This is a genomic window from Chlorobaculum tepidum TLS, from assembly GCF_000006985.1.
GTDB lineage: Bacteria > Bacteroidota > Chlorobiia > Chlorobiales > Chlorobiaceae > Chlorobaculum > Chlorobaculum tepidum.
On the sequence record NC_002932.3, the window covers coordinates 366,150 to 385,613 of the forward strand.

Annotated in this window: 19 protein-coding genes; 5 read left to right on the forward strand and 14 right to left on the reverse strand. The window is 57.2% G+C overall.

Going from position 1 to position 19,464, the window contains the following annotated elements; all coding sequences use genetic code 11:
• Positions 1–233 precede the first annotated feature (233 nt).
• A complete protein-coding gene (locus AYT24_RS01730) occupies positions 234–2,459 on the forward strand; it encodes an NADP-dependent isocitrate dehydrogenase (RefSeq protein WP_010932043.1) in 2,226 nt (741 codons plus the stop codon).
• Between the two features lie 58 nt (positions 2,460–2,517).
• Here AYT24_RS01730 and AYT24_RS01735 read toward each other — a convergent pair whose 3' ends face one another.
• Genes AYT24_RS01735 through AYT24_RS01745 form a run of 3 tightly spaced genes read right to left on the reverse strand, consistent with a single transcriptional unit; the run spans position 2,518 to position 3,899 of the window.
• Positions 2,518–3,162 (reverse strand): murein L,D-transpeptidase catalytic domain family protein, encoded by a 645-nt coding sequence (locus AYT24_RS01735; protein ID WP_010932044.1) that lies wholly within the window; start codon positions 3,160–3,162, stop codon positions 2,518–2,520.
• Positions 3,163–3,166: 4 nt separating this feature from the next.
• Entirely contained in the window at positions 3,167–3,712 is a 546-nt protein-coding gene (locus AYT24_RS01740) for a type I restriction enzyme HsdR N-terminal domain-containing protein (RefSeq protein WP_164926843.1), read from the reverse strand.
• Complete coding sequence (locus tag AYT24_RS01745) at positions 3,672–3,899, reverse strand: hypothetical protein (RefSeq protein ID WP_010932047.1); 228 nt, start codon at positions 3,897–3,899, stop codon at positions 3,672–3,674. The genes AYT24_RS01740 and AYT24_RS01745 overlap by 41 nt, the downstream gene beginning before the upstream one ends.
• A gap of 254 nt (positions 3,900–4,153) precedes the next feature.
• Here AYT24_RS01745 and AYT24_RS01750 point away from each other — a divergent pair, with 254 nt between their 5' ends.
• A complete protein-coding gene (locus tag AYT24_RS01750) occupies positions 4,154–4,975 on the forward strand; it encodes a TIGR00282 family metallophosphoesterase (protein WP_010932049.1) in 822 nt (273 codons plus the stop codon).
• Between the two features lie 107 nt (positions 4,976–5,082).
• Here AYT24_RS01750 and fbp read toward each other — a convergent pair whose 3' ends face one another.
• Positions 5,083–6,084: a class 1 fructose-bisphosphatase gene (fbp, locus tag AYT24_RS01755; protein WP_010932050.1), complete on the reverse strand. Its 1,002-nt coding sequence runs from the start codon at positions 6,082–6,084 to the stop codon at positions 5,083–5,085.
• Positions 6,085–6,320: 236 nt separating this feature from the next.
• On the opposite strand from fbp, the gene recJ reads away from it, so the two are divergent.
• Positions 6,321–8,027 carry a single-stranded-DNA-specific exonuclease RecJ gene (gene recJ / locus AYT24_RS01760; RefSeq protein ID WP_010932052.1) on the forward strand — a complete coding sequence of 569 codons (1,707 nt, stop codon included), beginning with the start codon at positions 6,321–6,323 and terminating at the stop codon, positions 8,025–8,027.
• 93 nt (positions 8,028–8,120) lie between these two features.
• Here recJ and AYT24_RS01765 read toward each other — a convergent pair whose 3' ends face one another.
• From AYT24_RS01765 to purE, 10 genes are all read right to left on the reverse strand, one after another.
• Positions 8,121–9,023, reverse strand: a complete 903-nt coding sequence (locus tag AYT24_RS01765; protein ID WP_164926844.1) for a lysylphosphatidylglycerol synthase transmembrane domain-containing protein — start codon at positions 9,021–9,023, stop codon at positions 8,121–8,123.
• A complete protein-coding gene (locus tag AYT24_RS01770) occupies positions 9,007–9,942 on the reverse strand; it encodes a glycosyltransferase family 2 protein (protein ID WP_010932054.1) in 936 nt (311 codons plus the stop codon). The genes AYT24_RS01765 and AYT24_RS01770 overlap by 17 nt, the downstream gene beginning before the upstream one ends.
• Positions 9,939–11,504 carry an ArnT family glycosyltransferase gene (locus AYT24_RS01775; RefSeq protein WP_010932055.1) on the reverse strand — a complete coding sequence of 522 codons (1,566 nt, stop codon included), beginning with the start codon at positions 11,502–11,504 and terminating at the stop codon, positions 9,939–9,941. The genes AYT24_RS01770 and AYT24_RS01775 overlap by 4 nt, the downstream gene beginning before the upstream one ends.
• A complete protein-coding gene (locus tag AYT24_RS01780; protein WP_164926845.1) occupies positions 11,479–12,114 on the reverse strand; it encodes a phosphatase PAP2 family protein in 636 nt (211 codons plus the stop codon). The genes AYT24_RS01775 and AYT24_RS01780 overlap by 26 nt, the downstream gene beginning before the upstream one ends.
• Positions 12,115–12,343: 229 nt before the next feature.
• Positions 12,344–12,625, reverse strand: a complete 282-nt coding sequence (locus AYT24_RS01785; protein ID WP_010932058.1) for a hypothetical protein — start codon at positions 12,623–12,625, stop codon at positions 12,344–12,346.
• Complete coding sequence (locus AYT24_RS01790; RefSeq protein WP_010932059.1) at positions 12,594–13,796, reverse strand: aspartate aminotransferase family protein; 1,203 nt, start codon at positions 13,794–13,796, stop codon at positions 12,594–12,596. Before AYT24_RS01790 ends, AYT24_RS01785 begins: the two co-directional genes overlap by 32 nt.
• A gap of 68 nt (positions 13,797–13,864) precedes the next feature.
• Entirely contained in the window at positions 13,865–14,125 is a 261-nt protein-coding gene (locus AYT24_RS01795; protein WP_010932060.1) for a hypothetical protein, read from the reverse strand.
• Positions 14,109–15,401: an NAD(P)/FAD-dependent oxidoreductase gene (locus AYT24_RS01800; protein WP_010932061.1), complete on the reverse strand. Its 1,293-nt coding sequence runs from the start codon at positions 15,399–15,401 to the stop codon at positions 14,109–14,111. The genes AYT24_RS01795 and AYT24_RS01800 overlap by 17 nt, the downstream gene beginning before the upstream one ends.
• Before the next feature lie 179 nt (positions 15,402–15,580).
• A complete protein-coding gene (locus tag AYT24_RS01805; protein WP_010932062.1) occupies positions 15,581–16,087 on the reverse strand; it encodes a cupin domain-containing protein in 507 nt (168 codons plus the stop codon).
• Entirely contained in the window at positions 16,074–16,601 is a 528-nt protein-coding gene (purE, locus tag AYT24_RS01810) for a 5-(carboxyamino)imidazole ribonucleotide mutase (RefSeq protein WP_010932063.1), read from the reverse strand. Before purE ends, AYT24_RS01805 begins: the two co-directional genes overlap by 14 nt.
• Positions 16,602–16,727: 126 nt before the next feature.
• Here purE and hemN point away from each other — a divergent pair, with 126 nt between their 5' ends.
• On the forward strand, positions 16,728–18,158 hold the full coding sequence (gene hemN / locus AYT24_RS01815) for an oxygen-independent coproporphyrinogen III oxidase (RefSeq protein WP_010932064.1): 1,431 nt from the start codon (positions 16,728–16,730) through the stop codon (positions 18,156–18,158).
• Positions 18,159–18,257: 99 nt separating this feature from the next.
• On the forward strand, positions 18,258–19,403 hold the full coding sequence (locus AYT24_RS01820) for a Gfo/Idh/MocA family protein (RefSeq protein ID WP_010932065.1): 1,146 nt from the start codon (positions 18,258–18,260) through the stop codon (positions 19,401–19,403).
• Positions 19,404–19,464 lie beyond the last annotated feature (61 nt).

Below are 19,464 nucleotides of genomic sequence, written 5' to 3' on the forward strand. Positions count from 1 at the left end.
TAGAAGGTAGGTAGGGTTCACCTTTTTTGCGGTCGAACTGCCATTTAAGGAGGTGATTGTTATTTTAGGCACGATACGTGCATTGACAGTATGTCAGTCAATTCCGGTGTGTTTTCGGGAGCATACAATGGCAGTTTTTTTCTGACCGGGGGTAATGCGACTCCTGATCGGTGTGTAAGGTTTTCTTTTTCCCAGAAGTCATTTATAACCATAATACCTTCAATAGCAACGATATGGCAAGCAAATCAACCATCATTTACACCAAGACCGACGAGGCTCCGGCTTTGGCGACCTACTCGCTGCTTCCGATCATCCAGGCCTTCACCCGCGGCACCGGCGTTGATGTCGAGATGAGGGACATCTCCCTTGCCGGCAGGATCATTGCCAACTTCCCGGAGAATCTTACCGAGGCCCAGAGGATTCCCGACTACCTTAGCCAGCTCGGTGAACTCGTGCTCGCGCCTGAGGCCAACATCATCAAGCTTCCGAATATCAGCGCTTCGATTCCCCAGCTGAAAGCCGCCATCAAGGAGCTTCAGGAGCACGGCTACAACGTGCCTGACTATCCCGAAGCCCCGTCGAATGACGAAGAAAAAGCGATTCAGGCCCGTTATGCCAAGGTGCTTGGCAGCGCCGTGAACCCGGTGCTTCGCGAGGGTAACTCCGACCGCCGTGCTCCGCTCTCCGTCAAAGCCTACGCCAAGAAGCATCCACACCGCATGGCTGCATGGAGCGTCAATTCGAAAGCGCACGTTTCGTATATGACCGATGGCGACTTCTACGGCAGCGAGCAGTCCGTAACCGTGCCTGCCGCCACCACCGTTCGTATCGAATATGTTAACGGCGCCAACGAGGTGACCGTGCTGAAAGAGAAAACCGCACTGCTCGCCGGTGAAGTGATCGACACGTCAGTTATGAACGTGCGCAAGCTCCGCGAGTTCTACGCCGAGCAGATCGAGGATGCCAAATCGCAGGGCGTGCTTTTTTCGCTGCACCTGAAGGCTACCATGATGAAGATTTCCGATCCGGTCATGTTCGGCCACGCCGTGTCGGTCTTTTACAAGGATGTGTTTGACAAGCATGGCGCATTGCTCGCCGAGCTTGGCGTGAACGTCAACAACGGCCTCGGCGATCTCTACGCCAAAATCCAGACCCTACCGGAAGACAAACGTGCCGAGATCGAGGCTGACATCATGGCGGTCTACAAGACCCGTCCCGAGCTGGCGATGGTCGATTCCGACAAGGGCATCACCAACCTGCACGTGCCAAACGACATCATCATCGATGCTTCCATGCCGGTCGTTGTGCGCGACGGTGGCAAGATGTGGGGCCCCGACGGTCAGCTTCACGACTGCAAAGCTGTGATTCCGGATCGCTGCTACGCTACCATGTACGGCGAAATCGTGGACGACTGCCGCAAGAACGGCGCGTTCGATCCTTCCACTATCGGCAGCGTGCCGAACGTGGGCTTGATGGCGCAGAAGGCTGAAGAGTACGGTTCGCACGACAAGACCTTCATCGCGCCTGGTGACGGCGTGATCCGCGTGGTCGATGCCGATGGTTCAGTGCTCATGTCGCAGAAGGTCGAGACCGGCGACATCTTTAGGATGTGCCAGACCAAGGATGCTCCGATTCGCGACTGGGTGAAGCTGGCTGTCCGCCGCGCCAAAGCTACCGGTGCTCCGGCAGTCTTCTGGCTCGACAGCAACCGCGCTCATGATGCGCAGATCATCGCCAAGGTGAACGAGTATCTCAAAGACCTCGACACCGACGGCGTCGAGATCAAGATCATGCCTCCGGTCGAAGCCATGCGCTTCACCCTCGGCCGTTTCCGTGCCGGACAGGACACCATTTCGGTGACTGGCAACGTGCTTCGTGACTACCTGACCGACCTGTTCCCGATCATCGAGCTCGGCACCAGCTCCAAGATGCTTTCGATTGTTCCGCTGCTCAACGGTGGTGGCCTGTTTGAAACCGGTGCAGGCGGTTCGGCTCCCAAGCATGTGCAGCAGTTCCAGAAAGAGGGCTACCTCCGCTGGGATTCGCTCGGCGAGTTCTTGGCTCTGACCGCATCGCTGGAGCACCTCGCGCAGACCTTCGGCAACCCGAAAGCGCAGGTGCTGGCCGACACGCTCGACCAGGCGATCGGCAAGTTCCTCGAAAACCAGAAGTCGCCCGCCCGCAAAGTCGGCCAGATCGACAACCGCGGCAGCCACTTCTATCTCGCCCTCTACTGGGCCGAAGCGCTGGCCAGTCAGGACGCCGACGCCGAAATGAAGGCTCGCTTCGCCGGTGTCGCACAGGCGCTCGCCGAGAAAGAGGAGCTCATCAACGCCGAGCTGATCGCCGCGCAGGGTAGCCCGGTCGATATCGGTGGCTACTACCAGCCCGATGACGAGAAGACCACTCGCGCCATGCGCCCGAGCGGCACGCTCAACGCGATCATCAACGCCATGTGATTTCTGTCGCAAGGCAGCACATCGTAAACGAAGAAGCCCGGTTTATCGCCGGGCTTCGTCATTTCCGGGAGTTATCGTCTGGTGTTGCCCACGCATAGATGAACCCTCCGCCGGCCAGCTTTTGCACCACCTCGTCGATGTCGTTTTCCGAGACGACAAAGCAGCCGTTGCTTCTGCCGATCATCGGGCCATAGCCGGTCACGACGTTCAGCAGAATGAACGGAATCGAGACGTATCCGGCTTTGTGCAGCACGATGTCGCGCTTGGCGGCGTTGCCGTTGCGGAGCGAATCGAGGCCGTCGAGCCGGAGCGCGAGGCCGTGGTCGCCGAGGTATCGCTCGCCGACGCGGAACAGGCCGAGGCTGCTCATGTTCGACTCCGGCACGTCGGAGAAGCGCCGGGCGTACAGCTCGCCGGAATTCTTGCCGTGAGCGACCCGATAGAACGACTGCCGACCGGTTTTCAGGTCGATGATCGCCATGCGCTTTACGTACGAAGGTTGGCTGTAGTCGATGACGGCAAGCGCTCGGGGTGGCGCTTCGGGATGCGCAGCGAGATAGTCCGCCAGTGCGATCTTCGCGCCGTTGACCGCTTCTTCGCTGACTTTGCCGGAGTCGAAGCGCAAGCCCGCAGCGGCGACTGTCAGCAGCATGATACTGCCGAGGAGGAGGGTGAGGGCGACTTTGAGCGCGGTGCTGTGCATTGGCTCAGGGCAAAAGCATGGTTATTGCCTCAAGAGCACCACCAACAGTATCGTCGAGTGGGTATTGTTTCGATGGCCTCAACAGGTTCAGGTAGGCGATTAGATTCAACTTGTTGTTTTGATCGAACTCAAAAACTTTGTAGCAGAACCCGTTTGTGGATACAATTTTTTTACAATTCTTGCAGCACTCGGCGTATCCTTCAACTTGCTTATCGGCGAAATCAAGTCCAGACGAAAATGTTTTCGTTTCAATGATCATGATGCAATCGTCATCAGTAGTATTCTTATCGTGATTTTTGGAAAAACAGGCGATATCGATTGTTCCTCGTTTGCATCCATACTCTATTTTTAACTGCTGTTCACGCCAGCCAAGTGCAAGAAGTAGCGGAATTACAAGGAATGTTCTCGTTTCGTGTTCAAGAATTTTTTTACCCCATGATCCCGGTAATATTCTGCCATCAGTCTGATGCGAACAAGCGTGTTTGCCAGGTTTACAGCGTTGAAAGGGCTTAGCGAAGTTTTGATGAGATGCTTGAGGATTTCGAATCATCGATTTTGCTCAGTCGGGGTGCATTGGCGACAGGCACTGTGCTGGGCGTGTTTTTGATCAGATTGTCGGCCAGCATGATTACAGTTGAACTGGTCACTTGACTTACGGTACGACGATCGAGTTTTATAAGTATATCAGAATAATCCCTGCCATCTGCTCCAGATGCTATTTGCCGGTAGTTTGCCATGAGATGATGGTCTTGTTTTAGGTATTACCGACTCTTTTATCGCAGCTGAGCTTTGGTTTGGCTGATTTGGTGATGCGTATTTTTACTTCATTTCTCAATGTAATGAGGGCGAATTTGTTCTACAAAGCTTGTTTACCGGTGGTCAGCCTGACGGTCGTCGATGAATTGTATCTGTGTCTTTCAGAATACGCCTCTGTTTGCGTACCTTTGCAGATTCAACTTTTACCCGCCCGTAACTTTTTTCAGCCTTTATCATGTCAGCAAAAACCGCCAATATTCTCTTCATCGGCGACGTCGTCGGCAATCCCGGTCTGCAGATCGTTAGCCGGATGCTCAAAGGATTTATCTCTAAATATGGGGTCGATTTTGTTATTTGCAACGGCGAGAACGCTCACAACGGCAAAGGCATGAGCCTCGAAGCGCTGAACCTGATGCTCGAAGCGGGCGTCGATGTGGTGACCGGAGGCAATCACACCTGGAACAACTTCAATTTCTTCGAGACGCTCAAAACGCACGAGCGGGTGCTCCGCCCGCAGAACTACCCGAAGGGCACCTACGGCAAGGGTTACGGAGTGTACAAACTTCCTCGCGGGCTGGGCAACATCACCGTGCTGAATCTGCAAGGGCGCACCTTCATGTCTCCTATCGACTGCCCGTTTCGCACGGCGGACTGGGTCATCAAGCAGACCAAAGAGCAGTCATCGCTCCTCGTGGTCGATTTTCACGCAGAGGCGACTGCCGAAAAAATTTCGCTCGCCTGGTACCTCGATGGCCGGGCATCGGCGGTGATCGGCACCCATACCCACGTGCAGACCGCCGACGAGCGCATTTTCCCCAAAGGCACGGCCTACCTGACCGACGTCGGCATGACCGGCCCGTACCAGTCGGTGATCGGAATGCAGGTCAAGTCAGCGGTTGACCGGATGCTCTACCAGACTCCCCACAAATACGAATGTGCCACCGATGATGTGCATTTTTCCGCCGTGCTACTCACGCTCGATACGGAGACGGGGAAGGCTGTAGGGATCAAAAGGATTTTCTATCCAGAGTTTGAATCGGTTGCGACGCAGGGTTGAGCGGGAGTAATCAAGTCAGAATGAGGTTGCCCTGATTATCGAGATTGAAAAACAAAAACCCCAGCCATTTAGTTGGGGTTTTTGTTGTCAGCAAAGTTGAATAAAAATCATCGCTTCCCTTGTTCGAACTCTTCGGCGATGAGGACGTCGTTTTTGCTGCCGATGTAGAGCGGCGTGCGCTGGTGCAGCTCCTTAGGCTCTATGTCGAGAATCCGGCGGTATCCGTCGGTGGCGCGGCCTCCAGCCTGTTCGCAGATGAAGGCCATCGGGTTGGCTTCGTACATCAGGCGCAGCTTGCCGTTTTTGTGCTTCTTTGTGGCCGGATAGACGAACACTCCGCCGGTGAGCAGGTTGCGGTGGAAATCGGCGACGAACGAACCGATGTAGCGGGTGCTGTAGGGGCGTCCGGTTGCTTTGTCTTCTTCCTTGAGGTAGTCGAGAAAGCGCTTCGTGCCGTCGTTGAACTCCTGCCAGGAGCCCTCGTTGACCGAGTAGTATTTACCGTGTTCGGGAGTGGTGATGTTCTCGTGCGAGAGCAGGAACTCGCCGACGGTCTGGTCGTAGGTGAAACCGTGAACGCCGTGGCCCGTGGTATAAACCATCATCACCGACGAGCCGTAGATGACGTATCCGGCGGCAATCTGGTCAGCCCCTTTCTGCAGGCAGTCCTCGAGGCTGGCCTGCGATGGCTCGCCGCTCTTGAGCCGGTAGATCGAGAAAATGGTGCCGACGCTGACGTTCACGTCGATGTTCGACGAGCCATCGAGCGGGTCGAAGAGCAGGACGTATTCGCCCGACTCGAACTTGGGCGGCTTGATGATCTCTTCGTTCTCCTCGGAACCCATGATGGCGAAGCGCCCGTGCTGACCGATGGCGTTGATGAGCCGCTCGTTGGCGAACAGGTCGAGCTTCTTGACCTCTTCGCCCTGCACGTTGGTCGATCCGGCAAGGCCGAGAATGTCGGCCAGACCCGCCCGCACGACTTCGCGCCGCACCAGCTTGGCCGCGAAGGCGACGTCGTTGAGGAGGTCGGTCACTTCGCTGTTGATTTCGGGATAGCGTTTCTGCAATTGCAGGAAATGGCTTTCAATGGTGGTGAGCTTGTTCATCACAAAATCGTTCAGAAGGTTATTGGGAGGCCGGTTCAGCCGGGGCTTTCGCGGCACTGAATGCAAGGGCGGCCTTGTCGCTGTGGCGCCGGGAAGCGGCAATGGCCTTGAAATCTATACTATTTTCAAGGGGATTCCAACGCCGCGTGATTCCGGTTTAAAAACGGTTTTTTTGTAAAGAAACGATGAATTATCCGTACATTCACCGACCATTTTCCTGATTCAAGGATTTATTCATGAAACGATACCGGTGGACATGCCTTGAACCCGAACCCACTTTGGTTCAGGCACTTTCCGAAGCGATCAACGTCAGCTCACCCATTGCCGCTGCGCTCGTCAATCGCGGCATTTCGAGTTTTGAGGAAGCCCGCCGGTTTTTTCGTCCTTCGCTCGACGAAATACCGTCACCATTCCTTTTCAATGACATGAAGCGTGCCGTCGGCCGCCTGTCGAAGGCGATTTTCGGTGGTGAGAAGATCATGGTCTATGGTGACTACGATGTCGATGGCACCTCCGGGACTGCCATGCTTTCGCTGTTTCTTCGTGAAATGGGGGCCGAGGTCTGTCACTATATCAATGACCGCTTCACGGAAGGTTATGGTCTTTCGGAAGCTGGCATTGCCTGGGCCTTCGAACAGGGGGTGTCGCTCATCGTCACGGTGGATTGCGGCATCCGCGCCATCGATGAGGTGCAGGCATGCGTTGGCAAAGGGGTCGATGTCATCGTCTGCGATCACCACGAAGCCGGGGAGCTTCCGGCGGCGTGCGCGATTCTCAATCCGAAAGTGGAGGGCTGCGGTTATCCTTTCCGGGAGCTTTGCGGCTGCGGCGTGGCGTTCAAGCTCATGCAGGCGATGGTTGAAGCGAGGGGGGAGAGTCAGGATCGCTGGAGAAACTATCTCGATTTCGTGGCCGTCGCGACCGCTGCGGATATGGTGTCGCTGCAAGGGGAGAACCGTGCCTATCTGCGTGAAGGCCTCGAACTGATGCGGCGATCGCCCAGAGTGAGCTTTCAGGCGATGGCCGCGAACATGAAGCTCAATCTCGCCGAGTTCAGCATGATGAACATCACCTATGGCATCGCTCCCCGAATCAATGCAGCCGGCAGGATGGAGTCTGCTGGTGCGGCGATGCAGTGGCTGCTCTCTTCGGACGAGTCGGAGGCACGCCTTCGTGCTGCGGAGCTTGAGGCGCTGAATGTCCGCCGCCGCCAGATCGATGCGGAAATTACGGCTCGCGCTGAAACGATGGTCGCGGGTCATTGCGCCAGTTTCTGTTCCTCGATCGTGCTCTATGACGAAGCGTGGCACCTCGGTGTGCTCGGCATCGTCGCCTCGAAGCTGCTCGACAAATATCAGTTGCCCACCGTCGTGATGGGCCGGATGAACGGTCTCATCAAGGGTTCGGTCAGGAGCGTCGATCAGCTCAACATCTATGACGTGCTGCACGAGTGCCGTGACCATCTCGAGCAGTTCGGTGGTCACCACCAGGCGGCGGGGCTGACGCTCAGGCCGGAACAGCTCGAAGCGTTCCGGCGCCGTTTTGACGAGGTGTGCCGCGAACTGCTGCCGGTCGAGGCCCGTCAGAAAACGCTCTTGATCGATGCCGATCTTACGCTCGACGAGATCACCCCGAAATTCCTCAACGTGCTCGAACAGTTCGCCCCTTTCGGTTTTTCCAACCGCGAGCCGCTTTTTACCGCCACCGGCTGCCGCCTGGTAGGCAAGCCGAAGCTCCTGCGGGAGCGGCATGTCAAGTTCACGGTGCGCGGAGAGCAGAGCTCGTCATTCGAAGTGATTGCTTTCGACCGGCCCGATATTTTCAACGATCTCGAAGCTCACGGTTCCGCTTCAGCCCTGCAGTTGGTCTGCATTCCCGAAAGAAATCAATGGAACGGCCGCGAATACGTGCAACTCCGGGTGATGGATATGGCGATTGGGTAGAATGATGAACTGAAAAAGGAGATTGGTGAAATCTCCTTTTTTTCGTTTTACGCTGCTGTTTTTAGTGCCTCTGAAGTCGCTGTCGTCTTTTCTTCACTCACTGGCCGCCGGTAACGGTTCGCCGCTTTTTTCATGCCTGATTCTCGACAGAATTCCCACGAGAGACGAGATCGCCGAGATGGCGAAGAAGATCAGCGACAGGGCAATGCCGGTGTTGACATCGAGCCCGAGGTGGTTCAGCGCGTAGAAGAAGGTGACCTCTCGTGCTCCCGCTCCGCCAACGGTGAGTGGCAGGATGGTAGCGACGCTCGAAATCAGGAAGATGGCGAGGTAGTCGATCTGGTTCGCCGTAGCCGAAAGCGCCATGAGAATGAACCACGCCGAGATGACCTGCGTTGCCTGGATTACCAGCGACTCAAATGCTGTAATGATGAAGACCGGCATGAACTGTCGGTAAAAGAGCCAGGTTAGCAGCAGTGATAGCGGATAAGTCGCACCGGCGATCACCCATATCCACACCATTTCACCGGGGTAGAGTGTCGCGAAAGAGCTCGGGATGATCAGCAGCGCTGACAGAAAGATGAGCGCGAAAATACCGCTGACACGGTCCCAGAATACCGCGCCGAAAATATTTATGGCCGTCAGGCCGTGATTTTTTTTCAGCACGTAGATTTTGTACCCGTCTCCACCGATGCCTCCCGGCAGGAAGAGGTTGTAAAACATGCCGAGGTAATAGAGTTTCAGGTTGTACCATGCCGAGAGCCGCAGGCCGATTGATGTGAAAAAGCGGTTCAGCCGAATGGCGTTCACGATCTTGGAGATGTTGAAAAAGAGGATCGCGCCCAAGAGGTACCACGGGTTGGCATGGCTCATGAGCGAAGTCAGTCGGCCAATATCGGTCTTGTTCAGCACGATGGCCAGCGCCGCCACGGTGAGCAGGAGCTGGATCACTGTTTTGAGCACCTTGCTTCTGATGGAGCTACTTGCTTTTGTCAATGATCTCTCTGATGATGTAGGGTTTCTTGTTCTGCGACTCGTAGTAGGTGCGCATGATGAATTCGGCGATGAAGCCGGTGGTGATCAGCTGGATGCCGATGAAGGTCATGATGACGCCGAGGCTGAGGAGCGGGCGACCACCGATGTCGTTGCCGAGGATTTTAAGTACGAGCAGGTAGAGGTTGATGCCGAGGCCGAGGAAGAGCGTGACGAAGCCGAGCGAGCCGAACAGGTGCATCGGTCGGTGGGCGTACTTCTGGTAAAAAACCATGAAGAAAAGGTCACTCAGCACCCTCAAAGTTCTGCCGATGCCGTACTTCGACTTGCCGTATTTCCTCGCGTGGTGGCGCACATCGACCTCTTCCATCCTCGCGCCGTAAAGTTGCACGAGCACCGGAATGAAGCGGTGCAGTTCGCCGTACAGACCGAGGTTTTTGGCCACGTCGCGCTTGAACACCTTCAGCGTGCAGCCATAATCGCGGATGTGCACGTTGGTCAGGTTCCGGATCATCGCGTTGGCGATCTTGCTCGGAATCTTGCGCAGCACCATGCCGTCCTTCCGCCCTGCGCGCCGTCCCGCTACCACGTCGAGACCCTTCGATTCGAGGTGGGCGATCATCATTGGAATATCGGCAGGATCGTTCTGCAAATCGCCGTCCATCGTGGCGATCAGCTCGCCCTGGGCCTCGTCGATGCCTGCCGACATGGCTGCCGTCTGGCCGTAGTTCTTGTTGAGCACCACCAGTCGCGCGTTCGCCGGAGCGAGGCGCTTGATTTCGGCAACTGTCGAGTCGGTCGAGCCGTCATCGACCAGAATGATTTCGTGATCGATGCCCTGAAGCGCCGAGGCGAGCGCATCGAAGAGCGGGCCAATGCTTTCGGCCTCGTTCATGAGCGGTATGACGACAGAGAGTTTCATCGGGAAGTCGGTTGAGTCGGCATTCTGACGAGCATGATTCCATTCCTGCCATACAGGCGCTCGACAGGTCCGAGCTTTTCGAGACGGTCGATGGTGGTCAGCACCACGTCACCCGGTTCAGGGAAGCGCCTTTCGGCAAAAGAGCCTGAATATACAAAAAAAGAGGGGTAATAGACCTTCCACATCACGATTTTGAGCTGCTCCTTCCGGGCAAGCTGCGCAGCCTCCTTGACCGGTTCCTGCATCACTCTGGCCGCCATCGGCATCGCCACGAAGTTGAACGAGAAGGTCAGGAGCGCTCCGCCGATGATGAATCGCATTGACGGCGCGAGCGCCGGCACGAATTGCAGGAGCATGCAGAGCGCTGCCGCGGCGAGCATGAGCAGCGAGAAGTGGTTTGACTCCATCTCCGTTAGAAACCCCTGAAGCTGAGCCTGGATGAAGAGATTCTCCATCGACGGCATGAGCATCTCCAGCGCGAAAGGCAGGGCAGCGAGGAGCAGCAAGAGACCGGTGGGCCAGAGCGCGAGAAGCCACGAACGCTCGATTTTCGACAGTTCCGCGCCGACGAGGATGAAGAGCGGCGTGTAGCCGTAGATCATGTAGTGCGGTAGCTTGGTGCCCGACAGCGAGAAGAAGACGAAAACGAAAGCGAACCAGATCAGGCAGAACTGCCAGAGCGGGTCGGCGAGGCGCTGCCGGAGCTTCGTGAAGAGGCCGAAAAAGAGCCCGGTCGAGGGCATGATGCCGATGAGCACCACCGGAATGTAGTAGAAGAGCGAACCCGAGTGACCCTCCATTGAGCCGTTGAAGCGTCTGACGTTGTGCTTCATGAAAAAGCCGTCGATGAACGCCTGCCCCTGCTCGCGGTATTCGAGCACGTACCAGGGGAGCGCGATCAGGAGAAACAGCGCGATAGCCGTCGGATTCAGCATGGCTCGGAACCACGCCGTCAACTCCTTCTGCGCGAGGAAGAAGAGGAATGATACCGCGATCGGAATGAGAATCGCCACCGGCCCCTTGTCGAGCATCCCGAAGCCCATCGCCGCGAAGGCGATGTAGATCCACGATCGCCGCTTTGTTCGCCAGTGCGTGAAGAGCGCCGTCAGCGCGATTGCCAGACAGAGATTGAGCACGGCGTCGGCAATGGCCGCCTTGGCGATGATGCTCACCTGCAACGATAGCGCCATCAGCGCTGTAGCCAGAATCGCCTCGGTTTCGTTGCGCTCGCGCCGCACGAAGAAGAAAATCGCGCCCGCCCAGAGTGCCGCCGCCACAGCCGAGGGGAGCCGGAAGGCGAACTCGCTGATGCCGAACGTCTTGATCGAGAGCAGTTGCAGCCAGTAGACGAGGATCGGCTTGTCAAAGCGCAGCGCGCCGTTCAGGTAGGTGGTGAGGTAATTTTTCGACACGAGCATCTCCCGCGTCGCCTCGCTGAACGCGCCCTCGTCCACGTCGAAGAGCGGCCCGGAGCCGATTCCGGCAAAGAAGCTCAGGAAAATGATCAGGAAAAGTCCGGCGAAAAGGATGTTTCTGTCAGGTCTGTATGGTTGCAGTTTCATCGAATAACTTGCGGAAATAGCGTTGGTAAAGGAGCGCGACCGTTACGGCGCCGAGCGCCGATCCGGCCACGATGTCGCTCAGGTAGTGCTGGCAGATCACGACGCGGCTCGCAGCGATTGTGGATCCGGCGATGATGAACACCGGTCTGAAGCGTGGAAACAGCAGCGACAGCGTCAGTGCAGCGCTCAACGCTGTGGCTGAATGGCCGGAAGGAAACGACTGCCAGGCATGGTCGAAATGCCATCCGAACAGGTCGAATCCATAGATGCCCTGTTGCAGGAAAAGCTCTGGCCGGGAGCGGCAGAGGATCACTTTTGCCAGATCCGACGCCAGCCCCGAGGCAGCCACCGTGCTGAACAGAAAGAGTCCGCTCAGTGAGAGCCAGCGGTTCCATTTCCAGAATCCTGCAAACAGAAGGAGTCCGCCCACGAGATACCATTCGGATTGCCCCGCCTTGGTGATTGCTTTCCAGATGCTGTGCCAGAGTCCGATGTCGAGCTGGTGGAAAAAGAGCGTCAGCGGCTGGTCGAAGAAGAAAAACGAGAGGAGTCCGAACAGCAGCGTTGCCGCAAGCAGCAGGTGTTGTTTCTGATTTCTTTCATCTATCATGGCGTGTTTGTTTGCTTCGATGATGTATACCTGGCATTCTCAAAACCTTTCGGGACGATTTTCGGGGGTTCATTTTCTTCGATCATGATGATTTTCCCGACAGTTTCCCCGTACCGGTCATATGGTTGCTATCGACGGAAATAACCATTTTTCTATGAGTCTTCCGGGGCGGCAAATGGTAAAGAGGGGCTGGTTGCAGGTCAGTGGGGCGGATTGAACCGGCTCCGGGTCAGTTCTTTTTCTTCTTGCTCCGGTAAAAAATCGCGAACAGAATCCACGCATACGCGCCGACCAGCGTGAAGGGGGCGATGTCGAGCGCGAAGAAGCCGTCTACTGACTTTTCAATGTACATCACGGCGTAGCTGAGGGCGAGCACGGTTGCGCCAAGCGCGATGAAGAGGTAGTTCATCGCGCCGAGCGGCATCGTGGCTGGTGCCGGTTTGGCGGCGGCTGGCGGTTGCTTTGCCGCCGCTTCAGCCTTACGCTTTTGCTTCTTCGGTGAAGATGGCATCGAGTGTATCGAGACAGAGTTGCGCCTCCTCTTTGCTGATCGATAGCGGTGGAAGAAGCCTGATGACGTTGTTGCTGGTGGCATTGACGAGTACGCCCCTCTTCAACGCCTCTTCGACGTAGTACTTCGCTTCGCGGTGCACCGTGACGCCGATCATGAGGCCGTACTGGCGGATTTCGAGAATCTGCGCGTGCTTCTCGGCCATTTTCTCGAAAGCTGTACGCATCATGGAGCCAACTTCGAGTGCGTTCTGCATCAGGCCGTCCGCCAGGATCGCTTCGATCATGGCGAGACCCGCCGCGCAGGCGACCGGATTGCCGCCGAAAGTCGTGCCGTGGCTACCGGGGGTGAACACCTCGGCGACCTTCTCCGAGCCGATGATCGCGCCGAGCGGCAGTCCGCCGCCAAGCGGCTTGGCCACGCAGACCAGATCAGGCTGGATGTCGAACGGCATGTAGCTGAAAAACGCGCCCGTACGACCGCAACCGGCCTGAATTTCATCGGCCACGATGAGGAAATCGTGCTCCTTGGCCAGCTCTTTCAGCTTTGCAATGAAGGCTTCGCTCACTTTGTGGATGCCGCCCTCGCCCTGCACGAATTCGACAAAGACCGCTGCCGTGCGGTTCGAGACCTTGCGTTCCAGATCCTCCACGTCGTTGAAATCGATCATGCCGGTTTCGGGCACGAGCGGCTCGAAGCCGTCGACATACTTCGGCTTGGCGGTCAGCGAGAGCGCGCCGTAGGTTCTGCCGTGGAAGCAGTTGGTCAGTGAGAGCACCTGCGTTTTGTCGGTGTCTCCGTTACGCGCGGCGAAGCGTCTCGCGAGCTTGATGGCCGCCTCGATCGCCTCGGTGCCGCTGTTGCAGAAAAAGACCTTCGACATCCTGGAAATTTCAAGCAGCTTCGCAGCCAGGTCGAACTGCGGCTTCTGCATGAAGAGGTTCGAGACATGGATGTATTTCGAAGCCTGTTCGGTGATTGCCTGTTCGAGGCGCTTGTCGCCGTAGCCGATGGCGTTGACGCCGACGCCGGCGATCATGTCGAGGTAGCGCTCACCGCTGGCAGTGTAGAGGAACGAGCCTTTGCCAGAGGCGATGTCGAGCGGCAGCCTTGCATAGTTATGAAAGAAGAGCTGCTTCTCGGTTTCGAGATTTATTGCAGGTGTGTTCATCGTCATGGTTTGTTCTTTAAAGATCAGGTTTGTGATTTTTGTCTCTCATCGAAATCAGCGCTTGTCCGTCAGCTCTTCTCGTCCTTCTGCCGGTAGCGAATCACGCCGCGGATCGCCCGCCAGATGCCGTACGCGCCAAGGAGCAGCGAGAACCGGAACAGGTCGCGGCCATGGTCGCCACCGGCCGTCGAAGTGTAGAGGCCAATATACGCAGCGAGCACCAGAAATGTGACGGAAAGAAGCGCGTCAAGCGCCATGGTGATCGACCAAAACCCTTTTTTTCGTGCTCTTCCGCCGGCGTTGTCGTTGTCGTCAGGCTTTTTTGTCATCGCAAGGCGACGATTTCTGCTCCCGGTAGAAGCGCCAGTCCTTGTTGACGATCAGGCGCGCGCCGTAGCCGAAGGTGAAGTACGACCAGGCCCACTGCATCAGCACGAAGACGCGGTGCTTGAAGGTCGAAAGATAATAGATATGCACGAGCAGCCAGGTGAACCAGGCGATCGCGCCGTCGAACTTCAGGTTGCCGATCTCGACAATCGCCCGGTTGCGCCCGATGGTGGCCATCTGCCCTTTGTCGCGGTACTTGAACGGTTTGCGAGGCTTGCCCTTCAAATCATCCAGAATCATCCGCCCGATGGCCTTGCCCTCCTGCATGGCCACCGGAGCCATGCCTGGCAGGGTCGAACCGTTTTCGAGCGTGTAGCAGGCCTGGTCACCGCCGACGAACACCTCCGGATGACCGGGCAGGCTCAGATCGGCCTCGACCATGATCCGGCCGCTGCGGTCGGTCTGGACGCCCATGTTCTGGCCGATCTCCGAGGCTTTGACGCCCGCTGCCCAGAGCACTGTGGCAGCTTCGATGCGCTCGCGCCCGATCTGCACGCCGTCAGCATCGACGTCGCTTACCATGCTCGACGTCCAGACCTGCACGCCGAGCTTTTCGAGCTCGCGGGTTGCCTTGCTCGATAGTTCGGGCGAGAACGTGCCGAGAATGCGTTCAGCGGCTTCGACGATGAAGATACGGGTGAGCTTCGGGTCGATGTGGCGGTAGAATTTCGACAGGGTGTAACGGCTCATTTCTCCGATCGAACCGGCAAGCTCGACGCCCGTCGGTCCGCCGCCAACGATCACGAAGGTGAGTTGCTTTTTGCGCTCCTTCATATCGTTGGTGCGCTCAGCGGCTTCGTAAGCCTCCATCACGCGGCGGCGAATTTCGGAAGCCTGGGCCAGGTTTTTCAGGCCAGGCGCATGCTCCTCCCAGTCGTTCTTGCCGAAGTAATGGTGCTGTGCCCCGCAGGCGAGGACGAGATAGTCGTACTCGATATCGCCAAAATCGGTCTTTACCTTTTTCTGTTCGAGATCGACGTTGCAGACGTTGCCTTTGAAGACCGTGACGTTGTCGTAACCGGCCAGCATGTTACGCAGTGGCGTGGCGATGTCGCCTTCACCGAGCGCGGCCATCGCCACCTGGTAGAGCAGCGGCTGGAAAAGGTGGTAGTTTTTCCTGTCGATGAGCGTGACCTCGACATCCTTTCTGTTACTAAGGATTCTCGCGGTGTTCAGACCGGTAAATCCGCCACCGACAATTACGACCTTTTTTTTCATCTCGTTTTTCATCTCGTTCAGATTCTCACGTTCATTTCTCAAATCCCTGGCGTGGACATCCGTATGTCAATCAAGTTACGGCAAAGATGCCCTCATCGTATACAAACGCAGGGAATGTAATAAAAATGTGTTGAATATCGCTGCGAATGTCACTCAAGCGTTACGCAGAACGGCGCATGTCAGCTCAGCTTTTCGATGATCTGCGCATGGGCAGGAAATTGCGCGGTCAGCGCCGCCGGGTCGGCGAAGGTGAGGTCGCGGAAGTCGAAGCCCGGCGCGACCACGCAGCTTACGAGGGCGTATGTGCCGGGAGCGTCGGCCTGTTCCGAAAGAGATGCTCCAAACCAGTGTCCGGCTGACACCCATGAGTGCAGCACCTGCCCGGCGTTCGGGTCATCGCCCAGCGTGAACAGCGACGGATCGCCGGTTTCGGGAAAGCAGTGCACGTCGAGCGGCGAACCGGCGTGGAAGTACCACTGCTCGTCTGAGCGGATGCGGTGCAGGCGCGAGCGGTCGCCGTGTTCGAGCAGGTAGAAGATCGAGGTCGCGTAGGAGCGGGGCGAACCGAAGGGGCTGTTGCCGTTGAAACCGTACGAGCCTTCGCTGCGGTAGGTTTCGCGATACCAGCCCCCTTCCGGATGGCGTTCGAGGCCGAGGCGCCCGATCCAGAACTCAGCCGTTCGCACGCAGTTTTTCCCGGATTTTGGCGGTCTTCTGGCGCGAGGCTTCGGCAAGCTTCTGTCGGAACTCCCTGAGCTTCTGCATCAGACTGGCGTCGCACAGGGCGAGCATCTGCACGGCGAGCAGCGCGGCGTTGCGGGCGTTGTCGATGCCGACGGTGGCTACGGGAATTCCGGCGGGCATCTGCACGATGGCGTAGAGCGAATCCTGGCCGCTGAGCTTTTTGCTGTAGATCGGCACGCCGATGACCGGCAGGGGAGTCATGGCCGCCGTGACGCCCGGCAGATGTGCCGCACCGCCAGCTCCGGCGATGATCGCTTTCAGGCCGCGCTCCTCTGCCGAGGAGGCGTAGGCTTCGAGATCGCCCGGCGTTCGGTGCGCCGAGATGACCGATATTTCAAACGGAATGCCGAACTCGTTGAGCACCGTGGCGGCCTCTTTCATGATGTCGAAATCGGAATCGGAACCCATCAGGATGCCGACCAGCGGCGCCTGTGCGTCAAAGGAAACTTGTGTCATGGAAAAAGAAGTTCTCCGTTCTTGTGAAGGTTAACGCCGTTGCAGTTTGAGGGCTAAAAAATTCGCGGAGTTTTTGTATTTTCATCAGTCTAACAAAAAAAATAACACTTGCCAAGGAAGAATACAATGACAACAGATGTCGTCGCGAAGCTGGCTTTGAAGTACAGCAATCCCGGGCCACGTTACACCAGTTACCCCACCATTCCGTCCTGGAGTGAGGACGGCGTGACTCAGGAGCAGTGGAAAGAGGCTATGGTCAAAGGCTTCAACGAGAGCAACGAGACCACGGGTATCAGCATGTATATCCATATCCCGTTCTGCGAGAACTACTGCTACTTCTGCGGCTGCAACGCTCATCGCACCACCGATCACTCGCTCGAGAAGCCCTACATCGATGCGCTCATCAAGGAGTGGCAGATGTATCTCGACGTTTTCCCCGGCAAGCTCAACGTCAAGGAGCTGCATATCGGAGGCGGCACACCGACTTTCCTCAGCCCCGAGAACCTTATCCGTCTTGTCGATACCCTTTTCAGGGATGTCAACAAGATGGACGATTACATGTTCAGTTTCGAAACCAACCCTCGCTCGACCACAAAAGAGCATCTCGAAGCGCTTTACAGCGTCGGATTCCGCCGCATGAGCTTCGGTATCCAGGACTTCGATCCCGTGGTGCAGGCCGAGATCAACCGCCCGCAGTCCTTCGAACTGGTCAAGGAGAAGATCGACATGGCCCGCGAAATCGGCTTCAACTCGGTCAACTTCGATCTCGTGTACGGCCTGCCGAAGCAGACGCTCGCCACGGTGACCGATACCATCCAGAAAGTGATGGAACTGCGTCCCGACCGCCTCGCCTTTTACGGCTATGGCCACAACCCGCACCTTTACGAAGGGCAGCGCCGCTTCAAGCTCGAAGACCTGCCGGTGGGCGACGTCAAGCAGGAGCTGTACGACCAGGGCCGCGCGATGCTCGAATCGATCGGCTATCACGAGGTTGGCATGGACCACTTCGCCATCGAGGGCGACGCGCTTTACGAGGCGATGAAGAATGGCACCTTGCACCGGAACTTCATGGGCTACACCGAGAACACCACCCAGATGATGCTCGCCCTCGGCGCTTCGTCGATCAGCGACACCTGGTACGCCTTCGCGCAGAACGAGCGCACCGACGACCGCTACATGGAGGAGGTCAACAAGGGCCGCTTCCCGATCATGCGCGGTCACCTGCTCAGCGACGAAGACCTTGTGCTTCGCCGCCATATCCTGAACCTGATGTGCCGCCAGGAGACCTCGTGGGAAGATCCGAAGCTCTACACCGAAGAGCTGGACATCGCCCGCTATCGCCTCGAAGACATGGAGAACGATGGCATCGTGGTGCTTGGCGAGAAGAGTGTGAAGGTCACCGAGATCGGCGTGCCCTTCCTCCGCAACGTCTGCATGGCGTTCGACGCGCACCTCTGGCGCTCCGACAGCCTCTCCAAGGCCTACAACGTGTCGCGCGACATCCAGAAGGAGTACATCGAAAAGGCCCGCCAGGCCAAGCTCCAGCAGACCTCCTGAGCGGGTGTCTCTTAACGGTTTTGAGGGGTGATCGTTTGGTCACCCTTTTTTTTGGTTAAGATTTCGTATGAACCGCACGATGACAAAGTCAATCACACGATGAAACAAAAGATCAGGATCGGATTTATCGGCAGTGGATGGGCGCAGGTGGCGCAGGCTCCGGCCTTTTCGCTGATGGAAGATGTTGAACTGGCAGCGGTTGCAAGTCCGACTGAACGGCGGCGGCAGAAGTTTCAGGATCGCTTCGGCATTCCGGAAGGCTACGCTGACTGGCGCGAGATGCTCGACGAGTGCCCGCTCGATCTGGTATGCGTCACTACGCCGACCTTTCTGCACGATCCGATGGTGACGGGCGCGCTCGAAAAGGGTGTTGGTGTGCTCTGCGAAAAGCCGTTTGCCCTGACCGTCGAGGAGGCCGAGCGCATGAACGCGCTTGCCTCGAAATCGCCGGGCCTTTCGCTGATCGATCACCAGCTCCGGTTCCATCCGTCGGTCAGGAGCATGAAGCAGATGATCGACAGCGGCGAAATTGGCAAGGTGTATGAAGTTCGCGCCGTAGTGAACCTCGCCTCGCGTAACCGCATCGACATGCCGTGGTCGTGGTGGAGCGACGCCTCGAAGGGCGGCGGCGCGCTTCGGGCGCTTGGCTCGCACCTGATCGATTTGAACCGTTTTCTCGTCGGCGAGATTTCAGAAGTGTGCTGCAACCTTTCGACCTCGATTCCGCAGCGCCCCGATGCCTCGACGTCCGGCAAAAGCCTGCCGGTTACGTCGGACGACAGCTTCGCCATGTTCATGAAGTTCGGCCCTTCGTCGGTGGCGCTCGGCGCGTCGTCGCTCATGCACGTCACCACGGTTGGCTCCTACACCTGGTTTTCGCTTGAAGTGGTTGGAAGCCTCAAAACCATTCGGCTCGACGGTGCGGGTCGTCTCTGGGAGATCGTCAACAGCGAGGTCAAAGGAGGGCGCAGCCTCATCGACGCGCCGCGCTGGAAGCAGTTGGAGCCGATGCTGCCGTGGGACGAGCTGGTGCTTCAGGAGAAGATCAAGCAGTCCTCACTCGCCGTGCACGGTATCTTCGCCGTCGGCTTTGCTTTTCTTGCACATCGCATCGTCAAAGCGTTGAAGAGCGGCGACCCGGTCATTTTGCAGGACGCAGCAAGCTTCCGCGACGGCCTTGCCATCCAGAAGGTGATGCAGGCCGGGCTCGATTCTGACCGTGAGAAGCGCTGGGTGAAAGTGTAGTCGATGGATGATTCGGTCGATCTGTCCCGTAAATGATGTTATAACCAGCAGGAACTGAATC

Bases quoted from the DNA above. Each gene is read 5' to 3' on its own strand.
- AYT24_RS01730 (WP_010932043.1), top strand. From the start codon at position 234: ATGGCAAGCAAATCAACCATCATTTACACCAAGACCGACGAGGCTCCG.
- fbp (WP_010932050.1), bottom strand. From the start codon at position 6,084: ATGAACAAGCTCACCACCATTGAAAGCCATTTCCTGCAATTGCAGAAA.
- AYT24_RS01820 (WP_010932065.1), top strand. From the start codon at position 18,258: ATGAAACAAAAGATCAGGATCGGATTTATCGGCAGTGGATGGGCGCAG.
- AYT24_RS01795 (WP_010932060.1), bottom strand. From the start codon at position 14,125: ATGACAAAAAAGCCTGACGACAACGACAACGCCGGCGGAAGAGCACGA.
- AYT24_RS01790 (WP_010932059.1), bottom strand. From the start codon at position 13,796: ATGAACACACCTGCAATAAATCTCGAAACCGAGAAGCAGCTCTTCTTT.
- AYT24_RS01740 (WP_164926843.1), bottom strand. From the start codon at position 3,712: ATGATTCGAAATCCTCAAGCATCTCATCAAAACTTCGCTAAGCCCTTT.
- AYT24_RS01785 (WP_010932058.1), bottom strand. From the start codon at position 12,625: ATGCCATCTTCACCGAAGAAGCAAAAGCGTAAGGCTGAAGCGGCGGCA.
- purE (WP_010932063.1), bottom strand. From the start codon at position 16,601: ATGACACAAGTTTCCTTTGACGCACAGGCGCCGCTGGTCGGCATCCTG.
- recJ (WP_010932052.1), top strand. From the start codon at position 6,321: ATGAAACGATACCGGTGGACATGCCTTGAACCCGAACCCACTTTGGTT.
- hemN (WP_010932064.1), top strand. From the start codon at position 16,728: ATGACAACAGATGTCGTCGCGAAGCTGGCTTTGAAGTACAGCAATCCC.
- AYT24_RS01735 (WP_010932044.1), bottom strand. From the start codon at position 3,162: ATGCACAGCACCGCGCTCAAAGTCGCCCTCACCCTCCTCCTCGGCAGT.
- AYT24_RS01770 (WP_010932054.1), bottom strand. From the start codon at position 9,942: ATGAAACTCTCTGTCGTCATACCGCTCATGAACGAGGCCGAAAGCATT.
- AYT24_RS01750 (WP_010932049.1), top strand. From the start codon at position 4,154: ATGTCAGCAAAAACCGCCAATATTCTCTTCATCGGCGACGTCGTCGGC.
- AYT24_RS01800 (WP_010932061.1), bottom strand. From the start codon at position 15,401: ATGAAAAAAAAGGTCGTAATTGTCGGTGGCGGATTTACCGGTCTGAAC.
- AYT24_RS01745 (WP_010932047.1), bottom strand. From the start codon at position 3,899: ATGGCAAACTACCGGCAAATAGCATCTGGAGCAGATGGCAGGGATTAT.
- AYT24_RS01775 (WP_010932055.1), bottom strand. From the start codon at position 11,504: ATGAAACTGCAACCATACAGACCTGACAGAAACATCCTTTTCGCCGGA.
- AYT24_RS01780 (WP_164926845.1), bottom strand. From the start codon at position 12,114: ATGATAGATGAAAGAAATCAGAAACAACACCTGCTGCTTGCGGCAACG.